Consider the following 26,175-nt stretch of genomic DNA (forward strand, 5'->3'; position numbering starts at 1 on the left):
TCCTTTCGGACAAGCGCCGAGGGCGGCCCCACCCATCTGGTGGGGCCGCCCTCGCGGCGCAGTGTGTGGCGGGTTCAGTTGCGGGCGAAGAAGCCCGGCTTGGGGGTGCGGTGCTTGCGGCCGGAGCGGATCTGGTCGAGGGCCTCGTACATCCGCGCGTGGGTGCGCTGCGTCTCCGTGGTGTCCGCGGAGACCGCCTGCGCGCTCTCGTGCAGGCGGCCCGTCGCCAGGGCGGCGCCGTCCAGGGCGGCGGCCACGGCGTTCGTCATCTCCACGAGCACGCCGTCCACGTGGGCGTCGGCAGCGTGTCCGGCCAGCGTGGAGGCCCGGTCGGCGGTGGCGCGCATCCGCCGCCGCAGCGCCTCCAGCCGCCCCGTCGAGGCGTCCAGGGCGCCCGAGAAGGCCTTCAGCTTGTGCTGCACCGCCTTGTACCGGTTGTCGCCGTCGGTCGGCGCGGGCGCCCGCCCCGTCTGCCGGACCAGCACGGCGGCCGGCGCCTGCCGAACCGGCCCGAGGCCGGCGGCGGACGGTGCCGGTACGGCGGCAGCCGATGCAGGTACGGCACCGGTTGGAGCGGGTACGGCACCGGTCGGCGGGTGGTCGACTTCGCTGCTCATCAGCGTGCTTCTCCCTTCGTGGTCTAGTCGTGGTGGGCGGCGGCGGAGGCCTGCGCCAGACCGCCCGCGTCCATCGCGTTGACGTCCTCGGTGTAGGCCTGCGCGACGGCCCGCGCCGCCAGGGCCGCCGCGGCGGCGGCCTCCTCGCACTCGGCCGAGCAGCGCTGTGCCTGGGCGGCCATCGCGGCGGCGGAGTCGGCGAGGTTCGTGATCAGGTCGACCACGTCGGTGTCGACGTTGTGGTCGCCGACCAGGTCGCCGGCCATCTCCCGCAGCGCCTCGGCCACAGCCGTCAGCGACGCGGCGAGCTCCTCCGCGTCCTCCCTGTCCGCGGCCGCGGCCACCGCGATGTTGGCGATCTCGACCAGGTACTCGTCGAGCGTGACCTCGGTGCGGTGCTGCGCGGCCATCTCCTGCCGGGCGGCCGTGCGCTGCCGGCCGCCCGTGCCCGTGGGTGCCGCCATGGGTACGTCCTCCGTTTCCGTTGTCGGGGTGGGCCGGGTGGTGCCGGGCCGCCGGGTGTGGCGCTCGGGCGCGGGCCCCAGAGCGGCGGGCCCGGTGGCCGGCAGCTCGGGCACGACGATCTCCGCGTCCTGGATGTCGCCGTCGCCGTCGCCGTCCGGTGTGCCGCGCGGCGGCTGCCAGGAACGCCCCGGGGACACGGTCTCCGGCTCCGGGTCCGGATCGCCGGGGCCCGGCCGCGCCGTGCCGTTGCCCTCGGCGGGTCCGGCTTCGGTCGCGGTTCCGTCGGCGGTGCGCCGGTAACCGAACCCGGCGCGCGGGTCCCACCAGGTGTACCGACGCTCCCTCGACCGCTGGTCGTCCGGACCCCCGTCGCCTACCGGCCCGGGCTCGCCCGCCTGCGGTCCTTCGTCTTTCGGCTCCGGCTGCTGCCGTTTCGGGTCCGCCTCCCGGCGTTTCGGGTCCGGCCCGCCGTCTTTCGGCTCCGGGCCGCCGGCCGCTGGCGCACCGTCCTGGCCGTCGACGCCCGTTGCCTTGCCCTTGGACAGGTCGGTCTGTGCGGCCGCCTTCTCCCTCTCGGCCTTCTGTCGCGTCTCCTGCCGCTCGTCCCAGCGCCGCTGCGCCTCCTGGGCGACGGCCTCGCCGAGGGTGGTACGGCCCGCCTCGGCGGCGGAGGCCTTCGCCGTTTCCTTCGCGGCCGCTCGCGCGGCGGCGCGCTCGGCCTTCTTCGCGCGGCGGTCGGCCTTGTCGGTGCGGCGCTCCTGCCGGTCGGCCTCGCGACGGTCGCGGGCCCGGTCACGGTCCTTGGTGCGGTCCGCGAGATCGGCGTTCTGCCGGGCGGCGAGCCGCTCCTGGCGGGCACGGGACCGTTCGGCCGCAGCCTGCTGTCGGCCCTTGCCGTCCCGTCCCCCGCCGGAACCGCCAGAGCCGTAAGAGCCCTTCTGACGGCCCTTCAGGTCGCTCGCCGACTCCGTGCCGCGGCCCGGCCCCTTGCGGCTGCCAGAGGGCCCGCCTGGGCCGTTCTTGGCACCGCCGGGCCCCGGGCTGGAACCCTTGCCAGCACCGGCGCCGGGGTTGGGCCCCTTGCTACCGCCGGGGCCGCCGTTGCGGCCGGCGCCGCCGGGGGCCCCGGCCGGGGACTTGGTCAGGCCCTTGTCGGCGCCCTTGCCCGCGCCCTTGCCGGCCGCGTCCGTCTTGCCCTGCACCGCGGTGCGGGCCGCGGCCGCCTGCAGCTGGGCCTGGCGGAGCTTGTTCTGCTGCTCCATGAGCCCGGTTTCGCGGTCGGTTTTCGCCTTCAGGCGCGCGATCGCGACCTCGATCTCGGCCTCGCGCAGAGGCGCTTCGGCGTCCTTGCGGGCGCGTCCGAGGTCGATCCGGTATTCCAGCCAGTCGCCGATCCGATCGGCGAGGGAACGCCGCACCCAGTATTCGGCGGATTCCTCCTCAATTTCCGCATCACCGCCGGAATTCCCGGATGCGGAACTGGAGGGAATTCCTTCCGAGGCCAGGAATGCCGCGGGAGGCGCGGGTGCGGGAATGGCAGGGAGTTCGAGTGTGGTCTCCTCGGGGCTCTCCGGGGGGACCGCGGTCTCGTCGCGGTAGAGTGGGATCGGCGGCGGGACGTAGGAGCCGTCCCCGGCGCCGGGGAACTCGATCACCTGGCCGTCGCGGCTGTCGCTGTCGTTGCTGTCGTCGGACACGGGAACCTCCTTCCAGGGGTTGACAGACAGTGGGCTCTCGTGTGCACGCGTGCACGGGCACGTGTGCACGCGTAATGCGCGCGAGGCCCCGCCGGCCGTCCGGCGGGGCCTCGTATGTCACGCAGGGTCATGCGGGGGATGCTGCGCCACGACCTGCTCCGCGTAGCGCATCAGGTCGTCCCAGATCCGCCGGTCCCCCGCGGCGCGCTTTTGCAGCGCCGTCATCAGCAGTCGGCACACCAGGGCGAAGCCGGCCCACGCATCCGTGCGGCCGGCTCTGATGTCCTTGGCGATCTGGGAGCGGGCGGTGCGGAGCCAGAACTCCATCGCACCCTGCTCGCCGCGCTGTTCGCGGGCTTTGCGCTCCTCGTCGACGTACCAGGCGCGGCGCTTTTCCGTGCCGCGTTCGACGCCGGTCAGCGGCCGGTTCACGCGGACCGCTTTTCGCTCAGGTCGAAAATCGTCGTGGGGCCACCATAGCGGGATTCCGCCGAGGCGGTGACCGATTCCGCGGAATTGGTTGTGGCGAGGGCGGGCGGGATCTTCTTTCCCTTCTCGAGGGCCTTTTCGCGGCGCTTTCCGGGGAGGGCGTTCACCTCGTCGTCGTGGGCGCGGCGCTTGTAGGCGCCCTTCTCCAGGCCGGCGGTGACGGCCTTCAGGTGCCGCAGGACGTCCGCGAGCTGGCGCTCGAGCGGCAGGGCCCGCAGCCGGGCGTGGTACCAGCGGTCGCCCTCGACGTGGGTGGACCGCAGGTGGACCCGGGTCTCGCGCTGCAGCGTCTCCAGGTTCTGCCCGATCCCCAGCAGCACGCGCTGCAGGTCGGCGAGGTAGGCGACGAAGGCCTCGGGGTTCTGGGCGACGGCCCGCAGGGCGTTCTCGTGCTCGTCCGTCATGGGCGTTTTCCTCCTTCGAGGTTCGACCGGGTGTCCCGGCCTCAGGGGGTGGTGGTCGCGGTTGTCGACCCGGGCTCCGGCCGGACGGCCGGGTCTAGGGTGGTGCTCGGCGCTTCGGCGCCTTCGGCGGTCACCAGGGCGATTTGGGCGCCCTGGTGACCACCGGAGAGGCCGTGCACGGGTGCGGCCGGCGGGGCCGGTCAGGGCCGGTAGCCCTGGACGAGGAGCTCGGCGGCCTCCTGGCGGTACTCGGAGGCGGTGGCCGGGGAGGACACCTCCAGCTCGCGCTGGATCTCCGCGAGCGGCAGCTGCTCCGCCTCGCCGCCGGCGGTCGCCAGGATCATCCGGGCGACCTTGCGCACCGCCCGCTCGCGCGGCCGCAGCTTGGCGATGTCCTCGGTTTCGACCGCGCGCCGCTCGATTTCGGCGGCGGCCAGCCGCGTTTCGGCAGCGGCCTGCGCCATTTCGGCAGCGGCCTTCCGGGACTCCTCCGCGGCGGCGAGAGCTGCCTCCGTGCGGGCCTTCTCCTCGGCCGCCCGGCGGTCCGCTTCGGCAGCGGCCCGGCGCCTTTCGGCAGCGGTCCGCTCCGTTTCGGCAGCGGCCGCGTCCGCTTCGGCAGCGGCCCGGCGGGCCACCGCGATGGTCTGCGTCTCGATCGCCCGCTCCTCCGCCGCCGCGATTCGGTCGGCCTCGGCGGCCGCCCTGCGCTCCTCGGCCGCGGCCCGCTCCAACCGGGCCGCCTCCACGTCCGCGGCGGCCGCCGCCTGCCGCTGCTCGGCCTCCTCCCGCTCCGCCGTGGCGGTGCGGGCGCGGGCCTCGGCGACCAGCGCCGTCTCCAGCGCCGCCTTCTCCATCTCCGCGGCCCGCTCGGCGGCCGTGACCTGCGCCTTCGCGTGGGCGCGGGCCTGGCCCGTCTCGCCCTCGACCTCGGCGCGCACCGCCTCCAGGCGGCCTTCCGCCCGCAGCCGGTCGGCCTCGGCCTCCTTCTCGGCGAGCTGGCGGCGGGTCTCGGCCTCCAGGCGCCGGCGCTCGGCCTCCTCGGCCCGCAGTTCGGCCTCCCGCTCCTGCTCGTCCGGCATGGCCAGCGCCTGCGCGACGGTGTAGCCGTAGGGGGCCATCGTCATCGGCAGCAGCTCGTCCTCGCTGGCCGCGCCCAGGTCGCCGCCGTGCTTGCGCTTGAGCCACAGCTCGTAGGCGATGAGCTCCTGCTGACGGCGGACCATCTCCGGGTAGGAGACGACGTTGTACAGCCGCATCCGCCGGTACAGCCGCGGCGTGGCCACCGGGGCCAGCAACCAGCGGTGCAACGGCACCCGGTCAGCCGCCGTCCCGGCCTCCAGCTGCGCCTTCTGAATGATCAGGCGGCGCGCGGCCTCCACCCCGATCACGAACAGCAGCGGCATGACGCCATGCGCGGCCGCCCGCACCGGATCGGCCGCGGGCGCGCCCTGCGACGAGGCGTTGAACCAGATCGTCGCCGCGGTCATGCCGTGCCCGGCCAGGCGCAGCACCGGCCACGGGGTGTACTTCCAGACCAGGTACAGGTCCAGGGCCAGGAACGCCACGATCGAGGCGTCCACGCCGACCGGGAACCAGGGGGCGAGCCGCTCGCTGAACCCCCAGGCGAGGGCAACCCGGGACAGGGTGTCGTAGGACATCGCGAAGCCGATGATGCCCACCGCGGTGCCGCCGAAGGCGGCCGCCACGGACAGCAGGATCATGAGCGGGTTGCGGGCCGTGCGCGGCGTGTCCGAAGCCGCCGCGGCCGGGGGCGAAACGAATCCGGCCGTCTCCGAAACGGGGTGGGCCGGTGCCGAAACGGGGCCCAGCGCGGGCTGCGCCGGAATGGGGGGAGCCGCCGTGGGCGGCATGTCGATGATGGTCACGGAGGCCTCCGGAAGAGATCGTCAAGGGTGGGGGCGAAACGGCCGGGGCTGCTCCCGAAACGGGATCAGGTGCTCCCGAAACGGGGTCAGGCGTTCCCGAAACGGCGGCCGGCCGGGATACAGAACGGGCCCGTACGGCCCGTCGGGACGGGTCCGCACGCGGCGTCCTGCGCCGTGGGGCCGAAGCGGCGCGGTGCTGCTCCCGAAACCGATCGAGGCAGCGGGGGGCGGTGCCGAAATCAGCGGCGCAGCCAGGCGACGCGCTTGGCGTTGCCGTTGGCTCGGATGACCGCGCGGACGTAGGCGGTGACCTCCTCGCCGCGGGCGTCGCGGCTGCGGACGGTCAGCGCGGCGGCCAGGGTGCCGGTGCGGAAGACGACGGCCGCCTCCCGGTCACCGGCGGCAACGGCCGCCTGGATGGCGCGGGTGAACTCGCGCTGCCCCCGGAACTCGGTGACGGTGTCGCGTAGGCGCTCGAACATGGGCGGGTCCTCTCCGGTCGGTCCGCCGGCATCCGGCGGGCGGCGCGTCGGGCATCGTCGAACACCGCCGCCCCGCACCGGCGTGCGGGGCGGGGCGGCGGCGAATGACAACAACCGACTACTGCTGCTGGCCGGCCTTCTCGGCCTGCGCCCGCTGGTGCATCTCGCGGGCCCGGCGCAGCAGCTCGTCCATCTGCTGGCCGGTCCAGGCCTGGTCCTCGGGGCTGCTCACCGGTCACCGCCGTTCGGGTCGGCCGGCGGGGCCGGAGGCGCGGGCGGGGCCGGAGGCGCGGGCGGCGGGACGGGGGTGCCTCCGCCGATGAAGCTGCGGCACACGTACAGGTGCTGGCGGAGCATCATCCGCGACCTCCCGCGGCGGCGCGGGCGGCGGCTTCGGCGGCCGCCCGGTCGGCTGCTCGCTGCGCCTCCAGCCGGGCAGCCTGCTCCTGGATCTGGCGCTGCAGCTCGGCGGCACCCTCGGGCGTCATCGTCATGGCGCTCACCCGGCAAGCGGGAGGCCGCGCGTGGCGGCGACGGCCGCGGAGACCGTGGCCGGGAGCGCCCGGACGGTGGGGATCGCGGTGTGCGGCTCGTCGGCGAGGCCGTCCAGGTCGATGGCGACCTTGCGGATCGCGCGGGTGGCGGCCAGCGCCCGGTCCCGGACCTGTCGGGCCGGGTCGCGCAGCAGGATCAGCAGGCCGTCCAGGCCGCGGGCGCCCTGCGGGTAGCGGCCGGCGGCGACGTCGGCCCAGACCGCCTCGGCCAGGTCCTCGTCGAGGCCGGTGCTCTCCGGGCTGATCGCGGCGAGCTGCTCGGCGGCGGCCGCGCGCAGGCGGACCGCGTACCGGTCGTCGAGGTCGTCGAGGTCGTCGTTCGGGTGGCTCGCCGGGGTGCCGGCGGATGCCATGATGGTGTCCACGGTCGTGTCCTCTTCTCACAGGTTGGTGGGCGACCGACGAAGGCCCCGGGGTCGCACCCCCGGGGCCTTCTTGTGCTGACTGCTGTACGAGCAGCCACGGCCGCCGCCCGCCCCGCGGGTCGGGGTCGACGGCGGCCGTGGTCGTTCGTGCTGGCGGTGGCTCAGGCAGCGGATACCTTGAGCGGCTCGGTGGGCGTGCCGGTCGGCATCGTGAGCGGGAAGATTGGGCTGCGCGCGCCTTGAAGCGGCATGGCCCGACGTTTGTCGGCGTCGTCGACGGCTGGGCGTGTTCGGTTCCACGCGTCGGCTCGCTCGCGCAGGGCCGTCCGGGCAACCGTCCGCTCGGTCTCGCGCAGGAGCTCGGCCAGCAGCTCGCGGTTGCGGCGGTGCTGCGGTTCCCGGCGGAGCAGACTCAGGTAGATGGCGCCGAGTCGCTGACCGTCGGTGCAGTGGACTCGGCCGGTACATGCGGCGCAGCGGGTGCGGTGTTTGAAGTAGGTCTCGCGGGCCGTCTCGACGGTGGGCGGGGCCGGGTCAAGTTGGGTGAGTGCTGGGGCGTTCGGCGTCGTCACTTTGCGCAGGACCTTGGTCGGTTGGCGGGAAGCGGTGTCCGTGATGGCTTCGGCCGAACGCTGCTGCTGTTCAGCGATCGTCACGTCCATGATCACCAGTCGGTTGGTGCCGATGCAGCGGCGCGCACCAGGGGTGCCGGCGGGGTGGGTGTGGTGTGGGACGAGCTTGGGTTCCTTGCTGTGGGGTCCGGTGATGGGGCACCAAGTACCGCAGTCGGGGCAGGCGAGGCTTTCGGCTCCGGGCAGGAGGTCAATCAGCTGGGGCAGCAGGGTCGACAGGGCGAGCGGTGGTCGGGAGGACGTGGTTGTCGTCCGGGTGCGGCGCTTGCGCGGCCGGGCGGTGGACATCGCGGTTGGCGTGGGCATCGGGGCTCCTCGGGCTGGAGGGCGAGGGTCGCGTCGGTGCGGTGCTCTCTCCGCTCGCCATGGCCTTGTGCGCCAGGGACGCCCTGAGGGGAGGACAGTTCACCGCGACCACGCAGATGGTGGTGCTGCCGGGGGATTTGGTGGAGCTATCAACCCCGGCGAGAGGTTGCTGATCGGTGGAGATGCAGGCCGTTCGGCGGCCCGTGCTGTTGATGTCAGCTCTGATCGGCGGGGACCCGGGATGCCGGAACGACCGCAGCCGATGTGAGGAAGGCTTCGAAGGCGGCAACGTCCACTCGGATGTTCGCTCGCTGGCCGACGCCGATGTCGATGGCTGCCAGACGGCCCTCGCCGATCAGGTTGTACACGTGCTGCACCGAGCAGTTCAGGGCCTGGGCGATCTCCGGGGCGGACAGGTAGGGCTTCAGTTCAGGTGGTGAGGGCATCAGGAACTCCCAAGTTCCATATGGAGCATCGTTGAACCCATTGAAGCAATGTTCCATATGGAAGTCAAGAGACTGCGTGCACGTCCGGACGCAAAAGGAGGCCCTGTCCCGTCGGGACAGGGCCTCCTTGCAGGGGCTTCAGGCCGAGAAGGCGTACTCCAGGACGTAGCGGGATGCGTCGAGGAGCATCTCCTGGTACTCAACTGTCCGGCCGTCCGAGGTCACGGCCCAGCGGGTGATCTCGACAACTGGGGCTCCGACCGCCATGGCCAGCCGCTCGGCCTCGTCCGCGGCCGCCGGCCTCGATCGCAGCACCTCCCGGAAGCGAGCCGGCGCGTGCCCGCCCTCGGCGAGTCGGGCATAGGTACCGCCAGGGCCGGTGTCTGCCTCGGCAATCGGCGTGCCATCCGCGAGGTCGGCAGGCAGGTAGGCGATCGCGTGCTGAACGGGGACGCCGTCGACGACGAAGATCCGCGACCGCCTCCAGACGGGCGCCGACTCCTCCAGCTCCAGCCCCTCTGCGACATGGTCAGGTGCCGGCACCCGCTCGACCTGAAGGTTCGCGACTTCAAGCGGGCGGTCCTCGACGTCGGCAGTCCAGATCGCGCGCCCACCGCCCCACAGGTCCATACTCAGCCGACGGTTGGCGTGCCGCCAGATCGGCCGGAACGACCGCACGTACGTGCCTGACCCTCGCCGGCTTTCTACGAGCCCCTCGGTCTTCAGCCGCTCAATCACCCTCCGCGCGCTCATCTTGGACAGTGCGTAGTCCTGCATGATCTGGGGCTCGCTCGGCACCCTGTCGCCGGCCCGCAGGTCCCCGCGCATGATGGCGCCGCGGATCTCGGCAGCCACCTGCGCCACCTTGCCCGGCTCCTGACCAGCCAATTCGCTCTCCTCGCCCGGATTCACGGCCCTACGCTACTGCCGCCGCGCCCGCGCTTCGATATCCGGCTGTACTTGCGCACTGCCGTCACTCCATGTTCTATATGGAACTCTAGATCCTGCAGCCACCACCTGCCTGCTGGCAACAGCAGGTCTGGAGCGCTGCAGGCACCACCTGGCACCACGGAAGTAGGGCGCTCATCAGACAACCACTCGACCACCGGCGCGCAACCCCAGACACCACGCTGCAGCACACATAGAGGTGGACTTGCCAGGCAGCAGAGGGTCTAGGATCAGGTGCTGTCCGTAGTCAGGCGAGGAGTGGAAGCCCCGCCGGAACCGGACAAAAGGTAAGGCCCCGTTAGCTTCCGCGGCGGGGTGGAAGTTCCCGCCGGAACCGGAGGCCCGGGGCCGGAGAGTCAGAGACCGTTGTCGAAGGCGGCCTCGATGACTCAGTAGCGGCACACCTAATCAGAGGAAGGTGGCGCGCCGTGTATCAGCGTACCCGGAGCAAGGCCCGCTGGCGCAACAGCCAGGCGGTAATGCCCTCCGCGTTGTCTGCGCTTGCTCGCACACCCATCGATGACCAGTCCTCCGTGCGGCTGCTGACGCTGCGCGCTGCACGGATCTCGCCTGTCCCGCGATGGATCCGGGGAGCCTCATGACCTAAACCGCTACGGGCGGCGCCATTGCCGGAACTCCTCCTGCCAGAGGACTTCACGGAAGCGCCGCCCGGGTGCTCACCGGCTTGCCGGCCGGATACGCGCCCAATCGTCCACGTGAGGAGACCGCCCTGCCAGGGGCCTGTCGTCCTCTTTTCGGTTCTTCCTGGAACCCACGTCAACCCCCTTCGAGGGCTTCCGTGTGCCCTCATCCAAACGCATGAGGACGGGGCCATGATGCAGCACGATGCTGCCCAAATCCAGTCGGCCATGCCCGACTGCCGTACAAACCCGCGATTTTCGGATGCCTCTATCCGCTCCGCGCTCCCCGGCCAGCGGTCAGCTGGGCAGCCCGTGCCCACCCCTGCGCCGTCCCGGACCGTGTGGGCGCCTCGAGAGCAGCACCTGCTGTCCGGCACCGCGAGCAGGTTCGCGCTGGACGGCTACAGCTGGATGCAGGCAGTGCACTGGGTGCACGACTCCGGCCTGTACGTCCCACCCCCGCGGCGTCCGAGCTTCTGCAAGACCACGGTCCGGCTCGCGGAGGTGCTCTCGGCACTGACGCCGTGCCGGCCGTCGATCGCGCATCTGATGCGCGCGTTGGGCTGCTCCCGGCGGACCGTGCAGTACCACCGGGACATCCTCCAGGCGACCGGTCTGCTGGCCTGGCGCTCGGTCGGCACCCGGCTGCCGATGATGCCCGGTCAGAAGCGTGTCACCTGCCTTGCGTCGGAGTACGAGCGGCTCATCCCCCTCTCCTACGACCAGGCGCTCGGGATCCGCACCGCTGGCGAGGGTGTAGAGCGGCGGATGACCGGCATCTCGGAGGCGGGCCGGACCCTGATCGCGAAGCTCGGGCAGAGGGCCTCGCGCAAGGTCAAGGTCCCCCGGTCGAAGGGATCCGCAAAGACTCCCTCAACCACTGCCCCGTCCCAGGGCCCACAGGCCACTGACAACACCTCAGCAGCCAACAGCCGTTGCACCCCAATGGAGGGTGGTTGCTCAACAGTTCTTGCTGACGGTTCTACTCCCCATCCCTCTGAGACAGACGTCGCGAGCGGGAAGCCGAAGTCCACCGTCGCGAAGAAGTCCACGAAGGCGGGGTGCTGCGCCCGGAAGCTCAACCGGGTCGGGCGGCGGTTTCAGCTGGCCGCCGAGCTCGTTCGCCGGGTGCCGTGGCTGCGCCGCGCTCTGGTGCCCCGGATTGCCTGGGTCGTGCAGGAGGTCGCGGACGCGGGCTGGACGGCGCAGGAGGTCATCGCCTGGCTGTCCACGCTGGAAGAGCCCAAGCGCGGCAGCTACCGGCCATCCGGCCTGCTCGCCCACCGGCTGCGCGGCATGACCCAGATGCCCGGCTGGCGCACCCCGAAGGAACGCGCCGCCCAGGTCGAACGCTGGCGCGAGTCCCGCTCTGCCGAGCGCGCCCGCCGCGACCGCACCTCGCCGGAGTGGACGTTCACCGACTGGCAGGACCCGGCCACCCGGGCCGCCGCCCGCCTCGTCGATGAGGCCTTCGCCCAGGTCCGGCAGGCCGGCGGCCAGGGCGCCCAGGAGCTGGAGCTGTTCGCCCAGGACCAGGACGGCCTGACCGACCTGCACCAGCTCACCCGCGAGGACGTCATCGAGCTGCGCACCCTCGGCCAGAGCGACCCGGAGATGGTCCTGATGGCGATCCGGGACTGCGGCGAGGCCTACGCCCGCCAGCTCTACACCCACGGCCTGGTCGACCAGGTCCTGCGCCTGCGGCACACCGGCCGCATGCTCATCCACCAGACCTGGAGGTCCGCGTGACCGAGACGTCCACCGGCATCGACCTCGCCCGCGTCGCCCTCAAAGCCGCCCGCGAAGCCGCTTGCACCCAAAGCGCCGACGCCCCCGGCGGCCGCAGCTCCACCACCCGCCCCACCCGCCGCACCACGGTCCGCACCGGCGGCCGCGACCCGATCGGACTCGGCGCCGCCCTGGCCGGCCTGATCGCCGAACGAGCCTGGGACACCCCGACCGCCGCAGGCGGCATCCTCGACCAATGGACCACCATCGCCCCCGAACTCGTCGGCAAGGTGACCCCGACCCACTTCAACGCCCGCACCGGCCGCCTCGACCTCCAACCCACCTCCCCCGCCTACGCCACCCAGCTGCGCCTGCTCGGCCGCCAGCTCGTCGCCCGGATCAACGGCAAGGCCGGCCAGACCCTCGTACGGGACCTGCGGGTCCTGGCGCCCGGCGCTATCGCTGCCGGTTCCGACCAGCGCACCGATCACCAGGCCGTCAAACAGCCCGAGGCTCCGGTCCGCACTCGCGACGACGCGAGCACCGGCTACCACCGCGCGCTCGCCGCAATCCGGCGCACCGCCACCCTCACCGACCCGGCCATCGCCGCCGCCATCGCCCGCCAGGAGCAGGCCATCCTCAGCCGACGCGAGCCGGAAACGGCGTTCACCGACGCCGTCACCACCCAGACCGACCAAGACGAGGCCGCCGCCCGCACCACGGCCACCACCAGCCAGGCCCTCGCCGAACGCCGCGCCCGCGCCGACAAAGCCGCCCGCGGAACCACTCCGCTGCGGGAGGCGAGCCCGCCGATGCTCCTCAGCGGCGCCGCGTAACAACCCGACCGGGACCGGCATGCCGGGCCGATCCACCGTACGAATCCGTGAGCCGGTGCCGTCCGAAGTCCCCACCGGGGACAATATGGGCAGGCACCTGGCTGGCTACACACGGCACCATGTGCGACAACACCCTCGACCTGGTCCCCGGATCACGAAACCGCGAGGACCGCCGCGGCACCCCGTGCCGTGGCGGTCCTCGCGGCAACGGCCACTTAGGCCAGCCTCATCGTTGCAGCTCAGAAGGCACTTTCACTTTCCGATCATGATCCGGACGCGACTCCAGATAAAACGCGCAGGTTAACCGGGTGTCTGCGCTAAGGCCGGCGTACGCGTTGAAGTTTCAGATCATCAGATGACAAGCAGGAAGGTGTCAGGAGACGCCCTCGGCGATGCCGGAGAGGCGGTACGCGGTGGAAGTGTCGATGCCGAGGGCCGCGAGCAGGTCGAGGGCGGCGGTGAAGGACGGGGCCCCAGCGATTCGGGCGGCGGCGAGGCGGGCGGGGAGGCGGCCGGCGGCGATCAGGGCGTTCCACTGGTCGGCGGAGAGGGCGAGGTAGCGCAGGCCGGGGAGTTCGGCAAGGCACGCCAGGTCGATGACGGGGCAGCGGGACAGGTCGATGGAGCGCAGCGCCGGGAGGGTCCGCAGCGGGGCGAGGTCGATCGGGGCCGGGGAGCCGACGGCGAGGGAGGCGAGGTGCGGGTGGCCGGTGAGGGGGGCGAGGTCGGCCCCGGCCGCTAGGTCGACGGCCAGGTCCTCGACGGGGAGCGCGGCCAGGGGGGACAGGTCGGCGGTGGCGCAGCGGTTGAGGTGCAGGCGTCGCAGGTGCGGGGTGGCGGAGAGCGGGGCGAGGTCGGCGGGTGAGGGGAGGTCGTTGAGGTGGAGTTCCTGAGCGTCCGGTGCGAGCCGCTCGTCCAGGGCCTGGACCACCGGCTCTCGCGAGTCGTCGTCGGTCTGCTGCAGGGCATGCGGGTCCGGCAGGCCCAGGGCCTGGCCGAGCCAAGCGGTAACGGAGGAGGCCACGTAGCGCGGGCCGCCATTGAAGTCGCGGCCGACCTCGATCACCTGGCCGGGGCGGCCGTCCGCGGCCGGCGCAAGGTCCACGGCGAGGAAGTTGCCGTCGAGCCCGGTGGCGAACGGGAGCCAGCCCGGATGCCCCGAGCAGCGACGCACCGTGTTCGGCGGGTCGGCGTCGAACACCACCTTGTCCCAGTCGAGGCTCCAGCCGAACCAGGCCGGCACGCCGATGTAGTCGTCACGCTCGGCCAAGGCCCCGGCGAGCGACAGCCAGCAGTACCCGGCCAGTGCCTCGCTGCCGCCGTCCCCGTCGGCCTCCAGGTAGAGCGCCCGCAAGTCAGCGGGCAGCGGTCGGCCTAGGCGGCGCTCGGCTGCGGCGAGCTGCTCCTCGGTGACAGGTGCCGACAACTCCGGTTCCGCACCGGAGTGTTCGACGTGCTGCCGCAGTACGGCCCGCAGCCGATCGACCGCCTCAGCCGGGTCGCCGGCTGGGCGCCGGGAGGGTTCCGCGCCTTCGGCCGCGCCCGGTTCGGACGGTTCGAAGGCGGGGTCGACGGTCAGCGTCCAGCCGCTCTCGGGACCGCCTCCGGGCTCCAAGTCGTCCCGGAACACCACCAGTTCGAAGGCCCCCGAGGGGTGGCAGGCGAACTCCAGAGCGATGCCCTCCCAACCGTGGCTTTCCCGGAATGCGGACGACAGTGAGGAGATGTGCGGGTGCAGGTTCAGGTGTGGAAACGCGTTCGGGTTCAGGTGCGGGGGCAGGTTCAGGTGTGCCGGCAGGTTCATGTGCGCGGGCAACCCCGCGAAGAAGCCGCCCGGGCGGCTCGGCACCACATACCCGCCACCGGACATAGAGCTGCCGCCCTGGCTCCCGCGCCCGCGCAGCAGGTACTCCGTCCAGCCCTCCGGCGCCCCCGCGACGATCTCCGCCGCTATCTGCCGTGCCGTCTGTTCCACCGTCAGGTCCATGTCCGTCCCCTCGCGTCCGCGCTGTTCGGACGATCATGCCAGCGGACTGCGACAGGACGGCCGTCTAGGGAGCTGCCCCCAGTTGGGGAGGCCAGACGGGAGGCTTTGACTCTGCTCCTTGCGGGGAACCGGGGCGGTCAGGTCGCGGTGTAACCGCCGTCCACAGCCAGGACGGATCCGGTGACGTAGGCGGCGGCAGGCGAGGCGAGGAAGGCGTAGGGGGGCGGCGATCTCCTCGACGGTGGCCCGGCGGCCGAACGGGGTGAAGATATTGATGCGCCGGTCGGAGGCCGGCCGAGTTCGCTTCTCCAAACAACATGGCCCTCCTCTACATCGAGGAAAGCTACTGAGCCCCCACCCGGCAGGGGGAGGCTGAACGGCAGATCTCAAACGCGGTCTGTGAGGTCAGCCATCGGCTCCTCCCTGCTCAAGGAACTTGCTGACCTCGTCCGCGATGCCCTTGCCGTGGGTCTTCTTCACCGCGCTCCGGCCGGTGGATTCGGGGATGCCATCGCTGCCGACCCACACGTACGGGTCCGTGTCTTCATCATCGACTCGCATGGCAATCTGGATATCGATGGTCTTGAGGTGGCTGGCGGGGGCGGCGGCGTAGATGGTGGCTGAGGCCCGGCGGAGCGGGTAGAGCCGGAAGTTCCTGATCCAGGCCGAGCCGTACCTGTCGAGGAAGGCGCCGTGGCCGTCTTTTCCTGCACGTATCTGCACCTCGTCGTGGTAGAGGCGCAGGTCAAAGTACTCTTCGGCGCGGTTCTCGACGGTGACCTGGAAGCTGAAGTACGTCAGGCCCTTCGCGTCGTCGTCACGGCCTCCCTTGGGGACGTCGCCCTTCTTGAAGCTGTGTACCCGGACGCGGAGGCCCGTGAAGTCTTCGTCGTACTCCTGCCAGTCCCCGAGGACGTTCGGATGGAGCATGCTGTGGTCTTCCCCCTGATGACTGTCGGCGGGTAGCGGTTGCGGGCGTGAGTAGTTGCAGTACAGGATGCCCCGGCACGTGATCTATCGCGTCATCGCCTTCGCCAGGACGACGAGATCGCCCACCTCCGCACGACACCACTGGGCCCTGATCACTACCCGGCCGCCGAACTGGTCGCGCTCTACCGCGAACGCCGGAAGATCGAGCCGGCCTTCGAGGAGATCAAGAACCACCTCGACTCCCAGCGGGCCGATCAGGGTGACGCCAAGGCGGCCCAGTTCAACCCCATCGGCGGGCAGCGGGATCGCGCTCGGCGACATGTCGGGCGACTGCGTCGACGCCGGGGCGGGCGTACCGCTCCAGGGAACGGAAGGAGGCGTGGCGGGAGCGGGCCAACAGCATCGGGGGTTGAGGCGCCGCCCTCCGCGTCGTGCGTGAGCGCGGAGTGCTGCAGCCGGCGCAGGGTCCACGGGTGGCATGGCGTAGCCGGGCGGACGACGTCATCCCTGGGTCAACCTCCGTAACAGCAGCGGTCGGGGCTACCCGGCGACGCTACTGCTCGATGGCGTGGAGGATGCGCTCGGCTACCAGCTCCGGCTTGTCGGTCGGCAGCGCGTGGCCGGCGTCAGGCACGATCTCCACGCTGGCCGAGGGTGCGAGCCTGCCGAGGCGCTCGGCGACCTTGCGTGAGTCGTGCATGGCGCTGCGCGCCCCGAGTAGGAACAGCGAAGGAACGCGCAGGCGGCGCAGTTCCTCGTCGGAGAGGACCGGTGGTATCGGGAGTGCGCGACGGAATCCCATCGATGCGCGCATCAGGCCCATCAGTTCGCTTTCCAGGATCGCGCTGTTGCCGACCAGACGGGCGAGCCGCGGGCGGAGCGGGCGGGGTGCGGCTGTGGCGAGCCCGCCGGCGATCAGCCAGGCGTAGAACCGCGGCCCGAAGTCGGCGAAGCCCGCCGGGTCCACCAGGGTGAGGGACGCGGCCCGGCGGGGGTGGTGGATCTGGTGGTTGATCGCCAGCCAGCCGCCGTAGGAGCAGCCGACGAGCTGTGCGTCCGTCACCTCCAACACAGCCAGGACTTCGTCCAGCCAAGCGGCGCCGTCCTGGCCGTCGCGGATCGGGGTGGTTTGAACGCTCGCGCCTGGCTCGCCGACGGTGTCGACGGCGATGACCGGACGGTGCCGGGCCAGCGTGTCGATGTACCGGTGCCACATCAGCGCGTTTCCGCCCGATCCGGGGAGCAGCACGATCGGCTCGCCGCTCGGTGGGCCGGTTCGGTAGACGCGAGTGGTCCCGAACGTGGTCGGAAGATCCAGTGCCGTCCGCGGCCCCGGCCACAGTTCGGCCAGAGTCTGCTCGTATGCGGCGCGGAACCGTTCTCTGGCTTGGTCGTTCTTGAACTCACCAATTCGCATGGTACATGTGTATCACGGCATGATACGGGTGTACCAGGGAGGTGGGATCATGAACACGCGGGTCGATCACGAGGAGCGCCGACGGCAGATCGCCGAGGCACTGTTGAGGATCGCTGACACCCAGGGCCTGCAGTCGGCCAGCATGCGGGCCGTCGCCGCCGAGGCCGGCGTCTCCCTACGGCTGGTGCAGTACTACTTCGAGACCAAGCAAGGGCTGCTACTCGACGCACTGGCCAGGCTCGGCGCCCAACTTCAGGCCCGTATGGAGAAGTGGATCGGCGCGGCGGGGACCCCGCCCACACCGCGCGGCACCGTGACCGCGCTCCTGTCGTGCATCCTGCCGACCGACCCGGAAAGCCGGCGGATCACCAGGACCTACGCCGCCTACTACACCCTGGTCCTCAACGACCCCAAGGTGCTGGAAAAGCACGGCGCGCGGCAGCCAGAACTGCTGGAGGGCTTTCTCGCCAAGCAGATCCGCGCGGCTCAGCAGTCCGGGGAGATCGGTCCCGACAGGGACCCCGAGATCATCGCCGCCGGGCTGCTGGCCATGGTCAACGGACTGGGCTCGAGCGTGCTGGGCGGCCAGCGCACGGGCGACGCCGCACTCGCGATCCTCGCCTACCACCTGGACGAACTCTTCCGGACGCCGTGAGAGCCGGTACGGCCCGGGCCGGGAGGATCCACCACCTACCGTGCTCGTCGCCACCGGCGCTCTGCCGGCCGTTCCGAGCCACATCGGCCGACAAGGCGAGTTCAACCTGAGTAACGGGGGGCGGAAGGTCAGGTCTTCGCAGGTAAGGAGGCGGCTGACCTGGCCGGCTCCCAGACCTCGACCCAGGTGGTCGCGGGGATCCGGATGCCGGCGGCCGCGCTCTCCCAGAAGCTCTAGGGCCCCTGCCCGCCGCAGGCCGCCTGGCCGCAGCTCCAGGCCCTCGCCGGCCGCCTGGCCCCGGACCCCGACCGGTGGGCGGTCACGGGCGTCCGCGGGGCGGGGGCGGAGGTCCGCACTCCGCAACAACCGGGTCCCGGCCCGGCGACGAACCGCGTCCGGCCGTCGCCCCGGCTGGATCCCGGGGGTTACGGTGCGGCGACGGCGGAATCCGGGACAGGGAGAAGACCATGAGAGCGGATCGGAGGCAGGCGGCCATGGCCGCCCTGGCGTTGTGCGGCGCGCTGGCGCTGACCGCCTGTCAGAACGGCGACGACCTGGCCGCGCCGGACGCGAAGCTCACCGCGGCCGCACCGGCCCCGCCGACCGCCAGCGCCACGGTCGCCGTGCCGGCCCCCTCGAAGACCGGCGCGGCACCCAAACCCTCGGCGACCGCCACCCCGGCGGGGAAAAATCCACCCGCCCCGGCCCCACCCCCCGCACCGACCTGCGGCGCCGACCACAGGATGCCAGTCTCGCCCGACACGATCGCCGTACACCGCTACACGCCCAAGGACGGTATGACCAGTCTCATCGTCCAGCACGGCACGTACGGTTGCCCCGGGCGCTTCGAACCGTCGGGCGCGTGGACGCACATCCCGATCTCAGAGAAGGCTAAGATCACCGCGACGGCACCGATCCTCCCCTCGGAGGTGATGGGCAAGCCCATCTCCACCAGCGAGCTGACCGGGTGGCTGGAGACCCACCCGGACAAGGGCCTGCCCTTCCGCTACCACCTGAACGCGGCGGGGGTCATCGACACCCTCGACGAGATCTACGTCAAGTAGCACGCCGAGCGCCCCGGGCCGCTACCAGATGGAGTCGACCACCCCGTTCGAACCGCTCGGCGGCCTCCAGCCGCACCCGCTCCCGACGCTATTGCTCCCGGGCAGCGAACCCGCCCCCTTGCGCGTATCGCACCCCGATGTCATACCGCAGGGATCAAGGTCCGTCAGCACCTACGACAAGGCGAGTTCAACCTGAGTAGACGGCCTGTTCCGGCGGCCCTAGCCTCACACGTTGATGAACACGATCACGAACCCGGTCGAGACCGGCGAGGACTTCCGCGCCCTTCTGAAGCAGCTCACCCAGCACTTGGAGGGCCCCGGCGCGAACCCTCCCGACGTGGACGACCTCCTGCTTCGCTGGGCCGCAGCCCTCCCCGACCACGCGCCGGATCCCGGCTGGACCGGGCTGGCCGGCCAACTACTCGACGCCATCACAGCACCCTCCGCCGGGCACGCAGCTCCCGCCCCCATGGACACCGAACCGCCAGTCTCCACACCGGGCGACTTGCAGGCCCTGCTACGCGCCCTGGCAGCCGACTACGCCCATGACCGCAACCAGCAGGAGAACAAGAAGGCCCGCGGCCTGTGGGCCAACGACGGCGGCAGCTGGGCGCACAGTTCCCTGGCCTCGTTCCTCGAATCGTGGAACGCCTGGCTGGGCTCAACCCTCGGCCGACCCCCGCGCTTCCCAGGCACTCCGCCGATCGAACCGGTCACCTGGACCTCGATCGCCCAGCAGCTCGGCACCGCGCGCGTCTACGAGTGACCCGGACCAGCCGCCCGGCAGCCCCAGTTCTGAACCACAGCCCCGGCCGCCGTCAGGCCGGTCGCATACGGTGCCCCGGTGCCGCCCGACCACGACAGCGTCGAACAACACGAGCACGGCAGTGAGAATGGTGAACGGCGCAGCACGATCACGCATCTGATGCCCGCCATACCCGCTCGACCTGCCCGCGGTGGTCGCGCCGCTGCGCTGCGGGGCCGGCGATCCGACGATCCTCGTGCAGGCGGGCGCCTGCAGGGCCGCACCCGGGAAACGCGGCACCACGCCCCGGGCAGTAGCAGCTGATCGGTGACACGGGGTCCGAGGCCGCGACAAACCGGCCGACGCGATGCCGGCTCAGTGGATGGCAATGTTCTCGGCCAGTTCGACGATCTGCGGGCCGAGGCCGAGTTCCTTCATCCAGCCCATCAGCTGGTCGTGCTGGGCGCGGGTGAGGCCTTCGCGCAGGCCCGCCTGCAGCAGGCCTGCGGCCAGGTGCTGCTTGATGGCCCTGGGCTGGCACTCCTGGCGGATCCGCTGCAGGAAGTGGTCGGCCCGGGGCGCGTCGCCGACCTCCCGGGCGGCGTCGACCTCCAGGAACAGGACGGCTGCGTGCAAGGTCTGCGCGAGCTCGTCCCGCTCCTCAGACGTGGTGGCGGACTCTGCCAGCAGGTGCTGTTCGATCTTTCGGGCCTGCTCGAGGTCCCCGCCGAGGTAGGCCCGGCGCAGCGCCTCGCCCTGCCGGGTCTCGAAAATGTCGGGCAGAGAAGTCACCTTGGTCTCCTGGTGTCGGTGGCGCCGGGCGCTCCGGGCCTGTGGAGCTGGGCTGCCGTGTGTGCAGCACCGGTCACCCGGGACCCGTCCGCACGGCTTTCTTATCTGAGTGGGTGTCAGCGCGGCAAGGCGGTCCTGCACCGGCCGCTACGGCGGGGTGCGGTTCGTCCGGCTCCGGCCCGAGCAGGAGCCGGGGCTCGGCAGGCAGCGCTGTGGGGCGCGGAGGGCGGGTGGCGCCGGAAAACGACAAAGGGCCCGACACCGTGGGGGGCGCGTGGAGGGATCGATGCCGGGCCCTGGTGATGAGGCTCGCCGATTTTCCCCACTGCGTGCTCTCGGTTGGGACGGACCTGCTCACCTCACCTCCCCACCTGATCGCGTCTGCTTCCGCGATGGCGCGGGCGGAAAATCCCTGGCGATGGTGAACGTCCGCCGCTACAGTGCCCGGGTGTCGTGCGCGACCGAGGGAGGTGGGGTTATGGGTGCCGTGAGCGAGCTTCGCCATGTCCTCATCCGGGTCGCCGACTGAGTCGGCTCCATGCCGCCGCGACCCGGACCCCAGCATCCTTCCGGAGTCGCACACCATGCGCAGCACTACCTCTCGACCGCTGAGTCTTCTTGTTCTCGGCGGTACCCGTTTCCTGGGCCGTGCCGTCGTCGAGGCCGCACTGGCCGACGGCCATCAGGTGACCCTGTTCAACCGCGGTCGCACCAACCCCAGGTTGTTCCCCCGGGTCGAGACCGTTCTCGGCGACCGCACCGCCGATCTGTCCGCTCTGTCCGACCGTCGTTGGGACGCGGTGGTCGACGTGGCCGGCTACGACCCCCACGTGGTGGGCCGCTCGGTCGCGACCCTGCGCGGCCGGGTGGGGCGGTACGTCTTCGTCTCGTCCCTGTCCGTCCTCGCCGATCAGAGCACGCCGCAGGACGAGGAGGGCGAACTACTCGCCCTGCATAAGGGCATGGCACCCGAGGACGCGTACGGGGCCCGCAAAGCCGCCTGCGAACGCGTGGTGCTCGACGCGTTCGCGCAGCAGGCGTCCATTGTCCGCCCAGGCATGATCGTGGGGCCACACGACCCGACGGACCGCTTCGCGTACTGGCCGCGCCGCTTCGCCCGCGGCGGGCGCGTGCTGCTTCCCGGCGATCCGACGGATGCCGCCCAGTTCATCGACGTCCGGGATGTGGCCGACTGGATCGTCGGGTGCGCGGTCCAGGACCGGGGCAGGGTCTTCAACGTGACCGGTCCGACGATCGCCTTCGGTGCGTTCTTCGACGTGTGCCGCGCGGTCGCCGGCACACCGGCCGAGACGGTCTGGGTACCCAGCGAGCGGCTGCTCGCGGCCGGGGTCGACCCCTGGATGGGGGTTCCCATGTGGATCGCCGACCCGGCGTGTGCGGCCATCAACCGAGTCGATGTCTCGCGCGCGTTGGCCGCCGGGCTGACGCTCCGTCCGCTTGCTCAGACCCTGGCGGACACGCTCGCCTGGGACACCGAGCGCGGCGGCCTGCCCCAGGACCGCCAGGGGCTCAGCGAGCAGGAGGAGCACCGCCTCCTGCGGACACTGACGAACTGACGCCGACAGGGCGAGGGCCGGTCCACCCACCCACGGCCGATCGGCCCTCACCCGCCCTTGAGCGTTGCGTCCATGCACGCGCATCCAAGCGGGGAGCGGGAGCAGGCCTGAGGATTTTCCCGGATCCTCATCACTGGGCCGGGAGTGCGGTGCGGAAGGGGGCTGGGCAGTCGTTCTGACGGCCCCGAGCGGATGCCCGCAACGGCGCTCCGGCCCCGTCCCGCGGTATTCGGGCGGCTGCGGGCCCGACCGCGGAGGTGCGGGTAGCGGGTGCCGGTGTCAGTGCGGGCAGTCGGTGGGGGCGGGTCGGCCGCCGGTCGGATCACCGGGGTGGGCGGTTGCCGTGGATCCGGCCGCGGGTCCGCAGGTCGACATGGTGCGGGCCTCCAGGTGCACTGCGGAGATCGCCCACATGAGGATCAGGCAGGTGACTCTGTTCATGAAAACGGACAGCACTTATCCATGAGTTCGGGAGTCGCTCGCCGTCCGCGCCGACTCGAAATCTTCGCGGGTTTGGACAGCACCTGACAGGCCGGTGAGTGGCTCCTGGGGCACGAGTGATGATCTTGGTTGGGGTCTGGCGGCTAGGGTGGGGCCGTGTCTGTGACCAAGGATCGTGATGACGTCGTCGAGCAGCTCGAACCGTTCCGGAGGGAGCTGACAGCGTACTGCTACCGGATGCTCGGTTCCGCGTTCGAAGCGGAGGATGCGGTGCAGGAGACGCTGGTCCGCGCATGGTCGAAGTACTCGGGGTTCGAAGGGCGTTCGGCATTGCGGACGTGGCTGTACCGGATCGCGACGAACGTGTGCCTGGACATGGCGCCGGCGGCGCAGCGGCGGGCCCGGCCGATGGATCTGACATCGCCGGTCGCGGCGTCGGCGCCGGACCTGACGCAGCTGGAGGAGAACATCTGGGTGGGGCCGGTCCCCGACCGGCGGGTGTTGGGCGGCGATCCGGCCGAACTGGCCGTGGGCCGGGAGACCATTCGGCTGGCGTTCGTCACGGCGCTGCAGAAGCTTCCGGCGCGACAGCGGGCGGTTCTGGTGTTGCGGGAGGTGCTGGCGTGGTCGGCGGCGGAGACCGCCGAGCTGCTCGATACGACGGTTGCCTCGGTGAACAGCGCGCTGCAGCGGGCGCGCGCCACGCTGGCCGAGGGCGGCGGGGTCCCGGTGAGCGACACGTACCGGCCGCTGGACGAGACGCAGCAGGCCCTGCTGGCGCGGTACGTCCAGGCGTTCGAGGCGTTCGACATCGAGGGTTTGAAGAAGCTCCTGCACGAGGACGCCGTGCTCAACATGCCGCCCTACCAGATGTGGGTGCGCGGTGCGGTCGAGCTGGGCGAGTGGTGGCTCGGCGCAGGCTGCGGCTGCCGCGGGTCGCGGCTGCTGGCGGTCGAGGCGAACGGTTCGCCGGCCTTCGCGCAGTACCGGCCGGCCGAGGACAAGAACGGCTGGACGCCGTGGGGCATCACGGTGCTGGAGATCACCGACGGGCGGATCGCCGCCATGACCAACCACATGGACACCGAGCGGTTGTTTCCGCTGTGGGGCCTACCGATGCGGCTGCCGGCCACCGGCGCCTCCGCTGGTGTCTGAGGGGTCCTCGCACCGTAGCGCCTCGGCCAGGCCGGTCAGCGCCAGCAGTAATTGCAGGCGCTGACCGGCCCCGCGTAGGAGGAGATCGGCGCCGGCCCGCCGGGCGACCAGGCTCAGGCGGGCCAGCCGGTCGAGGTCGGCGGGACCGGGTGCCGTCAGGGATGCGACCTCGCAGACCACGAGCCGGATATCGGACTGCTCGGCGAGCAGCCCGGCCAGGTGCTCGGGCAGGGCCGGGCCTTCGCCCGGAAGGACCGGAGGCACGGGGAACAGCAGAGTCTTCACACCTACTGGGACTGCCTGACGGTGCGCGACTCATCGGCAGGCGCGACCCGCCGAAAAAGATCTTGAAAGATTTTCGCCGCGACCGATGAGTCCGCGGGCAGTGCCCCGTCTGACCGGGTGAGAGCAACCGACACCCGAGCAGCACAGGGAGCGCCCCATGAGGAAGATCACCGCCGGACTGTTCATCGCCGCCGACGGCGTCGTGGAGAGCCCGCACGAGTGGCACTTCCCCTACTTCAACGACGAGATGGGCGCGGCCGTGACCGCGCAGCTCGGCGCGGCCGACACCGTCCTGTTCGGCCGCGTCACCTACGAGACCTTCGCCGGTGCCTGGCCGGAGAGGGAGACCGCGGGCGGCGAGGACGCACCGATGGCCAAGGCGCTCGGCGACGCCCGCAAGATCGTCGTCTCCCATTCGGAGCTGAAGTTCACCTGGCGCAACTCCGAGCAGCTGGGGGGCGACCTGGTCGAGACCGTCACCGAGCTGAAGCAGGAAAGCGGTGGCCCGATCGGGATCTCGGGCTCGATCTCGGTGGTGCGCGCCCTGCTGGCCGCCGCACTGATCGACGAACTGCACCTGTTCGTCCACCCGATCGCGATCGGCAAGGGCCTGCGTCTGTTCGACGAGACCGCCGACCCGATCCGGCTCAAGCTTCTGGACAGCACCGCCTTCACCACCGGTGTGCTGCACACCGTCTACGGCCCGGCCGACAACTGACCCGACCCCCCTCTCAACGACCAGGAGCTCCCGATGACCAGCCCCGCCAAGGGCCCCGCCAGCTACTTCCCCTCCATCGAGCAGAAGTACGGCCGACCGATCAGCCACTGGCAGGACCTGATCCGCTCTTCACCGCTGACCAGGCACATGGAGCTCGTCGCCTGGCTGAAGACCGAGCACGGCCTGGGCCACGGCCACGCCAACGCCCTGGTCGCCCACACCCTCGCCGAGCACACCACCCGCTGACCCACCCGAGAAGGACTCCTCCCCATGACCAGCATCGTCTCCGCCGACGGCACCACCATCGCCCACACCGTCACCGGAAGCGGCCCGGCCGTCGTCTTCGTGGACGGCGCCCTGTGCCACCGGGCCTTCGGGCCCTCCCAGGCGGTCGCCGAGCAGCTTGCCGCGCACCACACCGTCTACACCTACGACCGCCGCGGCCGCGGCGCCAGCGGCGACACCGCGCCCTACGCCGTAGAACGGGAGGTCGAGGACCTGGCCGCCGTGATCACCGCCGCTGGCGGGCGGGCGGCGGTCGTCGGCATCTCCTCCGGCGCTGCACTCGCCCTGCGCGCCGCCACCCACGGCATCGGCATCAGCCACGTCGCCGTGTACGAGCCGCCGTTCAGCACCGAGGACGCGCAACGCGCACGCTTCACCGACTACGCGACCGGCCTGGCCGCGGACCTCGCCGAGGAGCGCCGCGGCGAAGCGGTCAGCAGGTTCATGACCTTCGTCGGCGCGCCGGAGCCGATGGTCGAGCAGCTGCGCAGCACGCCGGTGTGGCCCGCGTTCGAGGCGGTGGCGCCCACTCTGGCCTATGACGCCGCGGTCCTCGACGCCGGAGTCGGCGCGAACGTCCCGGCCGACGCGCTGGCCAAGATCACCGTGCATGTCCTCGTCCTCGACGGCGGCGCGAGCCCCGAACTGCTGCGCGCCCCGGCCCGCGCAGTGGCCGCCGCGATTCCCCACGCCGAGTACCGGAGCCTCCCGGACCAGACTCATGAGGTCGCGGCCGACGCCCTCGCCCCGGCCCTGCTGAAGTTCTTCGCCTCCTGACCGTCTGCCCCAGGACGCGCTGCCGCTTCTCGTGAACATCGAACAGGGAGCCCTCAAGCTGCCTCCCGAAGTCGTGAACATCTGCTGTCGAAACTCATGAACAAAGCCAGGCAGGCGATGGAGGCCGCCCAGATCAGGTTCTCGACGGTGACGACGGGTGCTGCGTCATTGGCGCGCACGGATTCTCCTCGGTCGGTGGGGTGGCGGTTCGGGTGGGTGCTCAGGGGTGGATGCCGGCGCGGCTGTTCAGGCCGATGGCCCGGGTGACGACGGTGAGGGTCGCGACCCAGTCCCCGGCGAAGTGAACGGCCTTGTCGCAGACGTAGCAGGCGGCGTCAAGCTTGAGGTTGGTGACCAGGACGTGGTTCCGCTTGGTCCAGTAGGCGCGGTCGGGGTCGTCGTTGACCCGGGTCGCCAGTCCGCTGTGCCGGGTGACCCACTCAGCGACCGCCCGGTGGCAGCGGCGGTGGCGGCGGTGTAGTTATGTGGGTCCCCAGTTCTGTCCGTTGTTTGCTGCTCAGGCAGAGGCCACCCGGCCGCTGATCGTCATCCCGCTGTCCGCACTGCAGCACGCCGGGACCTCCACGCTCGCCCTGCACCTGCTCCAGTCCGCGCTCGTGCACGTCAAAACAATGCTGCTCCAGCAGGTTCTAGCCGAACTGGCCTGGCCGAAGAAGCTCAACGACGAGGGCCAGCGTGGCCTGACCGCGCTGTTCTGATCCCACGTAAACCCTTACCGCTCCTTCTGCCTGAACATGGACAAGCGCCTCGACCTTGGGCGCCGGTCGCTGCCGCGCCCCGCCCCGCCCCGCACATCTGCCAGCGCCGCCGACTGATCACACACGCAGACA

30 protein-coding genes are annotated in these 26,175 nt (G+C 71.4%); 11 read left to right on the top strand and 19 right to left on the bottom strand.

All coding sequences use genetic code 11. The features are described from left to right. Positions 1-74: 74 nt before the first annotated feature. The 11 genes from AB0442_RS23030 to AB0442_RS23080 form a co-directional block, all read right to left on the bottom strand. The gene (locus tag AB0442_RS23030; RefSeq protein WP_366164937.1) at positions 75-617 is read right to left on the bottom strand and encodes a conjugal transfer protein TraB; all 543 of its coding nucleotides are present in this window, start codon (positions 615-617) and stop codon (positions 75-77) included. Positions 618-640: 23 nt separating this feature from the next. Continuing rightward, the gene (locus tag AB0442_RS23035; RefSeq protein ID WP_366164939.1) at positions 641-2,779 is read right to left on the bottom strand and encodes an ATP/GTP-binding protein; all 2,139 of its coding nucleotides are present in this window, start codon (positions 2,777-2,779) and stop codon (positions 641-643) included. A gap of 117 nt (positions 2,780-2,896) precedes the next feature. Beyond that, positions 2,897-3,211: a hypothetical protein gene (locus AB0442_RS23040; RefSeq protein WP_366164941.1), complete on the bottom strand. Its 315-nt coding sequence runs from the start codon at positions 3,209-3,211 to the stop codon at positions 2,897-2,899. Beyond that, on the bottom strand, positions 3,208-3,672 hold the full coding sequence (locus tag AB0442_RS23045) for a hypothetical protein (RefSeq protein WP_366164943.1): 465 nt from the start codon (positions 3,670-3,672) through the stop codon (positions 3,208-3,210). Before AB0442_RS23045 ends, AB0442_RS23040 begins: the two co-directional genes overlap by 4 nt. A 200-nt stretch (positions 3,673-3,872) precedes the next feature. Continuing rightward, positions 3,873-5,393 (bottom strand): DUF2637 domain-containing protein, encoded by a 1,521-nt coding sequence (locus tag AB0442_RS23050; protein WP_366164945.1) that lies wholly within the window; start codon positions 5,391-5,393, stop codon positions 3,873-3,875. Positions 5,394-5,797: 404 nt separating this feature from the next. Then, positions 5,798-6,040 (bottom strand): hypothetical protein, encoded by a 243-nt coding sequence (locus AB0442_RS23055; RefSeq protein WP_366164946.1) that lies wholly within the window; start codon positions 6,038-6,040, stop codon positions 5,798-5,800. A 356-nt stretch (positions 6,041-6,396) separates the two neighbouring features. Next, the gene (locus tag AB0442_RS23060; protein ID WP_366164947.1) at positions 6,397-6,534 is read right to left on the bottom strand and encodes a hypothetical protein; all 138 of its coding nucleotides are present in this window, start codon (positions 6,532-6,534) and stop codon (positions 6,397-6,399) included. Positions 6,535-6,539: 5 nt separating this feature from the next. After that, on the bottom strand, positions 6,540-6,959 hold the full coding sequence (locus AB0442_RS23065) for a hypothetical protein (protein ID WP_366164949.1): 420 nt from the start codon (positions 6,957-6,959) through the stop codon (positions 6,540-6,542). A gap of 161 nt (positions 6,960-7,120) precedes the next feature. Beyond that, the gene (locus AB0442_RS23070; protein ID WP_366164951.1) at positions 7,121-7,897 is read right to left on the bottom strand and encodes a hypothetical protein; all 777 of its coding nucleotides are present in this window, start codon (positions 7,895-7,897) and stop codon (positions 7,121-7,123) included. A gap of 215 nt (positions 7,898-8,112) precedes the next feature. Then, positions 8,113-8,343 carry a helix-turn-helix domain-containing protein gene (locus AB0442_RS23075; protein WP_366164953.1) on the bottom strand — a complete coding sequence of 77 codons (231 nt, stop codon included), beginning with the start codon at positions 8,341-8,343 and terminating at the stop codon, positions 8,113-8,115. Positions 8,344-8,481: 138 nt separating this feature from the next. Beyond that, entirely contained in the window at positions 8,482-9,255 is a 774-nt protein-coding gene (locus AB0442_RS23080; protein ID WP_366164955.1) for a GntR family transcriptional regulator, read from the bottom strand. Positions 9,256-10,271: 1,016 nt separating this feature from the next. Between AB0442_RS23080 and AB0442_RS23085 the strand changes: the two genes are divergently transcribed. Together AB0442_RS23085 and AB0442_RS23090 are read left to right on the top strand one after the other, a co-directional pair. After that, on the top strand, positions 10,272-11,681 hold the full coding sequence (locus AB0442_RS23085) for a transcriptional regulator (RefSeq protein WP_366164956.1): 1,410 nt from the start codon (positions 10,272-10,274) through the stop codon (positions 11,679-11,681). Next, a complete protein-coding gene (locus AB0442_RS23090; protein WP_366164958.1) occupies positions 11,678-12,496 on the top strand; it encodes a DciA family protein in 819 nt (272 codons plus the stop codon). Before AB0442_RS23085 ends, AB0442_RS23090 begins: the two co-directional genes overlap by 4 nt. 373 nt (positions 12,497-12,869) lie before the next feature. Here AB0442_RS23090 and AB0442_RS23095 read toward each other — a convergent pair whose 3' ends face one another. From AB0442_RS23095 to AB0442_RS23110, 4 genes are all read right to left on the bottom strand, one after another. After that, complete coding sequence (locus AB0442_RS23095; RefSeq protein ID WP_366164960.1) at positions 12,870-14,483, bottom strand: SMI1/KNR4 family protein; 1,614 nt, start codon at positions 14,481-14,483, stop codon at positions 12,870-12,872. 405 nt (positions 14,484-14,888) lie between these two features. After that, complete coding sequence (locus AB0442_RS23100) at positions 14,889-15,413, bottom strand: hypothetical protein (protein ID WP_366164962.1); 525 nt, start codon at positions 15,411-15,413, stop codon at positions 14,889-14,891. Positions 15,414-15,497: 84 nt separating this feature from the next. Then, on the bottom strand, positions 15,498-15,734 hold the full coding sequence (locus AB0442_RS23105) for a hypothetical protein (RefSeq protein WP_366164964.1): 237 nt from the start codon (positions 15,732-15,734) through the stop codon (positions 15,498-15,500). 232 nt (positions 15,735-15,966) lie between these two features. Then, the gene (locus AB0442_RS23110) at positions 15,967-16,830 is read right to left on the bottom strand and encodes an alpha/beta hydrolase (RefSeq protein ID WP_366164965.1); all 864 of its coding nucleotides are present in this window, start codon (positions 16,828-16,830) and stop codon (positions 15,967-15,969) included. 49 nt (positions 16,831-16,879) lie between these two features. Here AB0442_RS23110 and AB0442_RS23115 point away from each other — a divergent pair, with 49 nt between their 5' ends. From AB0442_RS23115 to AB0442_RS23125, 3 genes are all read left to right on the top strand, one after another. Next, positions 16,880-17,485: a TetR/AcrR family transcriptional regulator gene (locus tag AB0442_RS23115; protein ID WP_366164966.1), complete on the top strand. Its 606-nt coding sequence runs from the start codon at positions 16,880-16,882 to the stop codon at positions 17,483-17,485. 494 nt (positions 17,486-17,979) lie between these two features. Next, a complete protein-coding gene (locus AB0442_RS23120; protein WP_366164967.1) occupies positions 17,980-18,549 on the top strand; it encodes a hypothetical protein in 570 nt (189 codons plus the stop codon). Positions 18,550-18,784: 235 nt separating this feature from the next. After that, the gene (locus AB0442_RS23125) at positions 18,785-19,315 is read left to right on the top strand and encodes a hypothetical protein (protein ID WP_366164969.1); all 531 of its coding nucleotides are present in this window, start codon (positions 18,785-18,787) and stop codon (positions 19,313-19,315) included. A 354-nt stretch (positions 19,316-19,669) separates the two neighbouring features. On the opposite strand, the gene AB0442_RS23130 is transcribed toward AB0442_RS23125, so the two are convergent. Next, a complete protein-coding gene (locus AB0442_RS23130) occupies positions 19,670-20,086 on the bottom strand; it encodes a hypothetical protein (protein WP_366164971.1) in 417 nt (138 codons plus the stop codon). Positions 20,087-20,670: 584 nt separating this feature from the next. Between AB0442_RS23130 and AB0442_RS23135 the strand changes: the two genes are divergently transcribed. Further along, positions 20,671-21,663: an SDR family oxidoreductase gene (locus tag AB0442_RS23135; RefSeq protein WP_366164973.1), complete on the top strand. Its 993-nt coding sequence runs from the start codon at positions 20,671-20,673 to the stop codon at positions 21,661-21,663. 279 nt (positions 21,664-21,942) lie between these two features. Here AB0442_RS23135 and AB0442_RS23140 read toward each other — a convergent pair whose 3' ends face one another. Continuing rightward, the gene (locus AB0442_RS23140) at positions 21,943-22,104 is read right to left on the bottom strand and encodes a hypothetical protein (protein WP_366164975.1); all 162 of its coding nucleotides are present in this window, start codon (positions 22,102-22,104) and stop codon (positions 21,943-21,945) included. Positions 22,105-22,260: 156 nt separating this feature from the next. Here AB0442_RS23140 and AB0442_RS23145 point away from each other — a divergent pair, with 156 nt between their 5' ends. Beyond that, entirely contained in the window at positions 22,261-23,259 is a 999-nt protein-coding gene (locus tag AB0442_RS23145) for a sigma-70 family RNA polymerase sigma factor (protein ID WP_366164977.1), read from the top strand. Here AB0442_RS23145 and AB0442_RS23150 read toward each other — a convergent pair. Next, positions 23,215-23,523, bottom strand: coding sequence for a hypothetical protein (locus AB0442_RS23150; protein ID WP_366164979.1), 309 nt, complete (start codon positions 23,521-23,523; stop codon positions 23,215-23,217). The genes AB0442_RS23145 and AB0442_RS23150 overlap by 45 nt on opposite strands. Before the next feature lie 178 nt (positions 23,524-23,701). Between AB0442_RS23150 and AB0442_RS23155 the strand changes: the two genes are divergently transcribed. Genes AB0442_RS23155 through AB0442_RS23165 form a run of 3 tightly spaced genes read left to right on the top strand, consistent with a single transcriptional unit; the run spans position 23,702 to position 25,324 of the window. Beyond that, entirely contained in the window at positions 23,702-24,262 is a 561-nt protein-coding gene (locus AB0442_RS23155) for a dihydrofolate reductase family protein (protein ID WP_366164981.1), read from the top strand. Positions 24,263-24,295: 33 nt separating this feature from the next. Continuing rightward, positions 24,296-24,508, top strand: coding sequence for a DUF4287 domain-containing protein (locus tag AB0442_RS23160; protein WP_366164983.1), 213 nt, complete (start codon positions 24,296-24,298; stop codon positions 24,506-24,508). A 24-nt stretch (positions 24,509-24,532) separates the two neighbouring features. Then, on the top strand, positions 24,533-25,324 hold the full coding sequence (locus AB0442_RS23165) for an alpha/beta fold hydrolase (RefSeq protein WP_366164985.1): 792 nt from the start codon (positions 24,533-24,535) through the stop codon (positions 25,322-25,324). 53 nt (positions 25,325-25,377) lie between these two features. On the opposite strand, the gene AB0442_RS23170 is transcribed toward AB0442_RS23165, so the two are convergent. Then, the gene (locus tag AB0442_RS23170; protein WP_366164987.1) at positions 25,378-25,503 is read right to left on the bottom strand and encodes a hypothetical protein; all 126 of its coding nucleotides are present in this window, start codon (positions 25,501-25,503) and stop codon (positions 25,378-25,380) included. Between the two features lie 306 nt (positions 25,504-25,809). Between AB0442_RS23170 and AB0442_RS23175 the strand changes: the two genes are divergently transcribed. Next, positions 25,810-26,043 carry a hypothetical protein gene (locus AB0442_RS23175; RefSeq protein WP_366164988.1) on the top strand — a complete coding sequence of 78 codons (234 nt, stop codon included), beginning with the start codon at positions 25,810-25,812 and terminating at the stop codon, positions 26,041-26,043. The last annotated feature ends 132 nt before the right edge of the window (positions 26,044-26,175 follow it).

Source organism: Kitasatospora sp. NPDC085895 (genome assembly GCF_040702125.1).
Lineage (GTDB): Bacteria > Actinomycetota > Actinomycetes > Streptomycetales > Streptomycetaceae > Kitasatospora > Kitasatospora arboriphila.

Bases quoted from the DNA above. Each gene is read 5' to 3' on its own strand.
- AB0442_RS23095 (WP_366164960.1), bottom strand. From the start codon at position 14,483: ATGGACCTGACGGTGGAACAGACGGCACGGCAGATAGCGGCGGAGATC.
- AB0442_RS23140 (WP_366164975.1), bottom strand. From the start codon at position 22,104: ATGAACAGAGTCACCTGCCTGATCCTCATGTGGGCGATCTCCGCAGTG.
- AB0442_RS23120 (WP_366164967.1), top strand. From the start codon at position 17,980: ATGGCCGCCCTGGCGTTGTGCGGCGCGCTGGCGCTGACCGCCTGTCAG.
- AB0442_RS23135 (WP_366164973.1), top strand. From the start codon at position 20,671: ATGCGCAGCACTACCTCTCGACCGCTGAGTCTTCTTGTTCTCGGCGGT.
- AB0442_RS23115 (WP_366164966.1), top strand. From the start codon at position 16,880: ATGAACACGCGGGTCGATCACGAGGAGCGCCGACGGCAGATCGCCGAG.
- AB0442_RS23160 (WP_366164983.1), top strand. From the start codon at position 24,296: ATGACCAGCCCCGCCAAGGGCCCCGCCAGCTACTTCCCCTCCATCGAG.
- AB0442_RS23070 (WP_366164951.1), bottom strand. From the start codon at position 7,897: ATGCCCACGCCAACCGCGATGTCCACCGCCCGGCCGCGCAAGCGCCGC.
- AB0442_RS23165 (WP_366164985.1), top strand. From the start codon at position 24,533: ATGACCAGCATCGTCTCCGCCGACGGCACCACCATCGCCCACACCGTC.
- AB0442_RS23055 (WP_366164946.1), bottom strand. From the start codon at position 6,040: ATGTTCGAGCGCCTACGCGACACCGTCACCGAGTTCCGGGGGCAGCGC.
- AB0442_RS23125 (WP_366164969.1), top strand. From the start codon at position 18,785: ATGAACACGATCACGAACCCGGTCGAGACCGGCGAGGACTTCCGCGCC.
- AB0442_RS23155 (WP_366164981.1), top strand. From the start codon at position 23,702: ATGAGGAAGATCACCGCCGGACTGTTCATCGCCGCCGACGGCGTCGTG.
- AB0442_RS23100 (WP_366164962.1), bottom strand. From the start codon at position 15,413: ATGCTCCATCCGAACGTCCTCGGGGACTGGCAGGAGTACGACGAAGAC.
- AB0442_RS23110 (WP_366164965.1), bottom strand. From the start codon at position 16,830: ATGCGAATTGGTGAGTTCAAGAACGACCAAGCCAGAGAACGGTTCCGC.
- AB0442_RS23045 (WP_366164943.1), bottom strand. From the start codon at position 3,672: ATGACGGACGAGCACGAGAACGCCCTGCGGGCCGTCGCCCAGAACCCC.
- AB0442_RS23060 (WP_366164947.1), bottom strand. From the start codon at position 6,534: ATGACGATGACGCCCGAGGGTGCCGCCGAGCTGCAGCGCCAGATCCAG.
- AB0442_RS23075 (WP_366164953.1), bottom strand. From the start codon at position 8,343: ATGCCCTCACCACCTGAACTGAAGCCCTACCTGTCCGCCCCGGAGATC.
- AB0442_RS23105 (WP_366164964.1), bottom strand. From the start codon at position 15,734: ATGTCGCCGAGCGCGATCCCGCTGCCCGCCGATGGGGTTGAACTGGGC.
- AB0442_RS23050 (WP_366164945.1), bottom strand. From the start codon at position 5,393: ATGATCCTGCTGTCCGTGGCGGCCGCCTTCGGCGGCACCGCGGTGGGC.
- AB0442_RS23030 (WP_366164937.1), bottom strand. From the start codon at position 617: ATGAGCAGCGAAGTCGACCACCCGCCGACCGGTGCCGTACCCGCTCCA.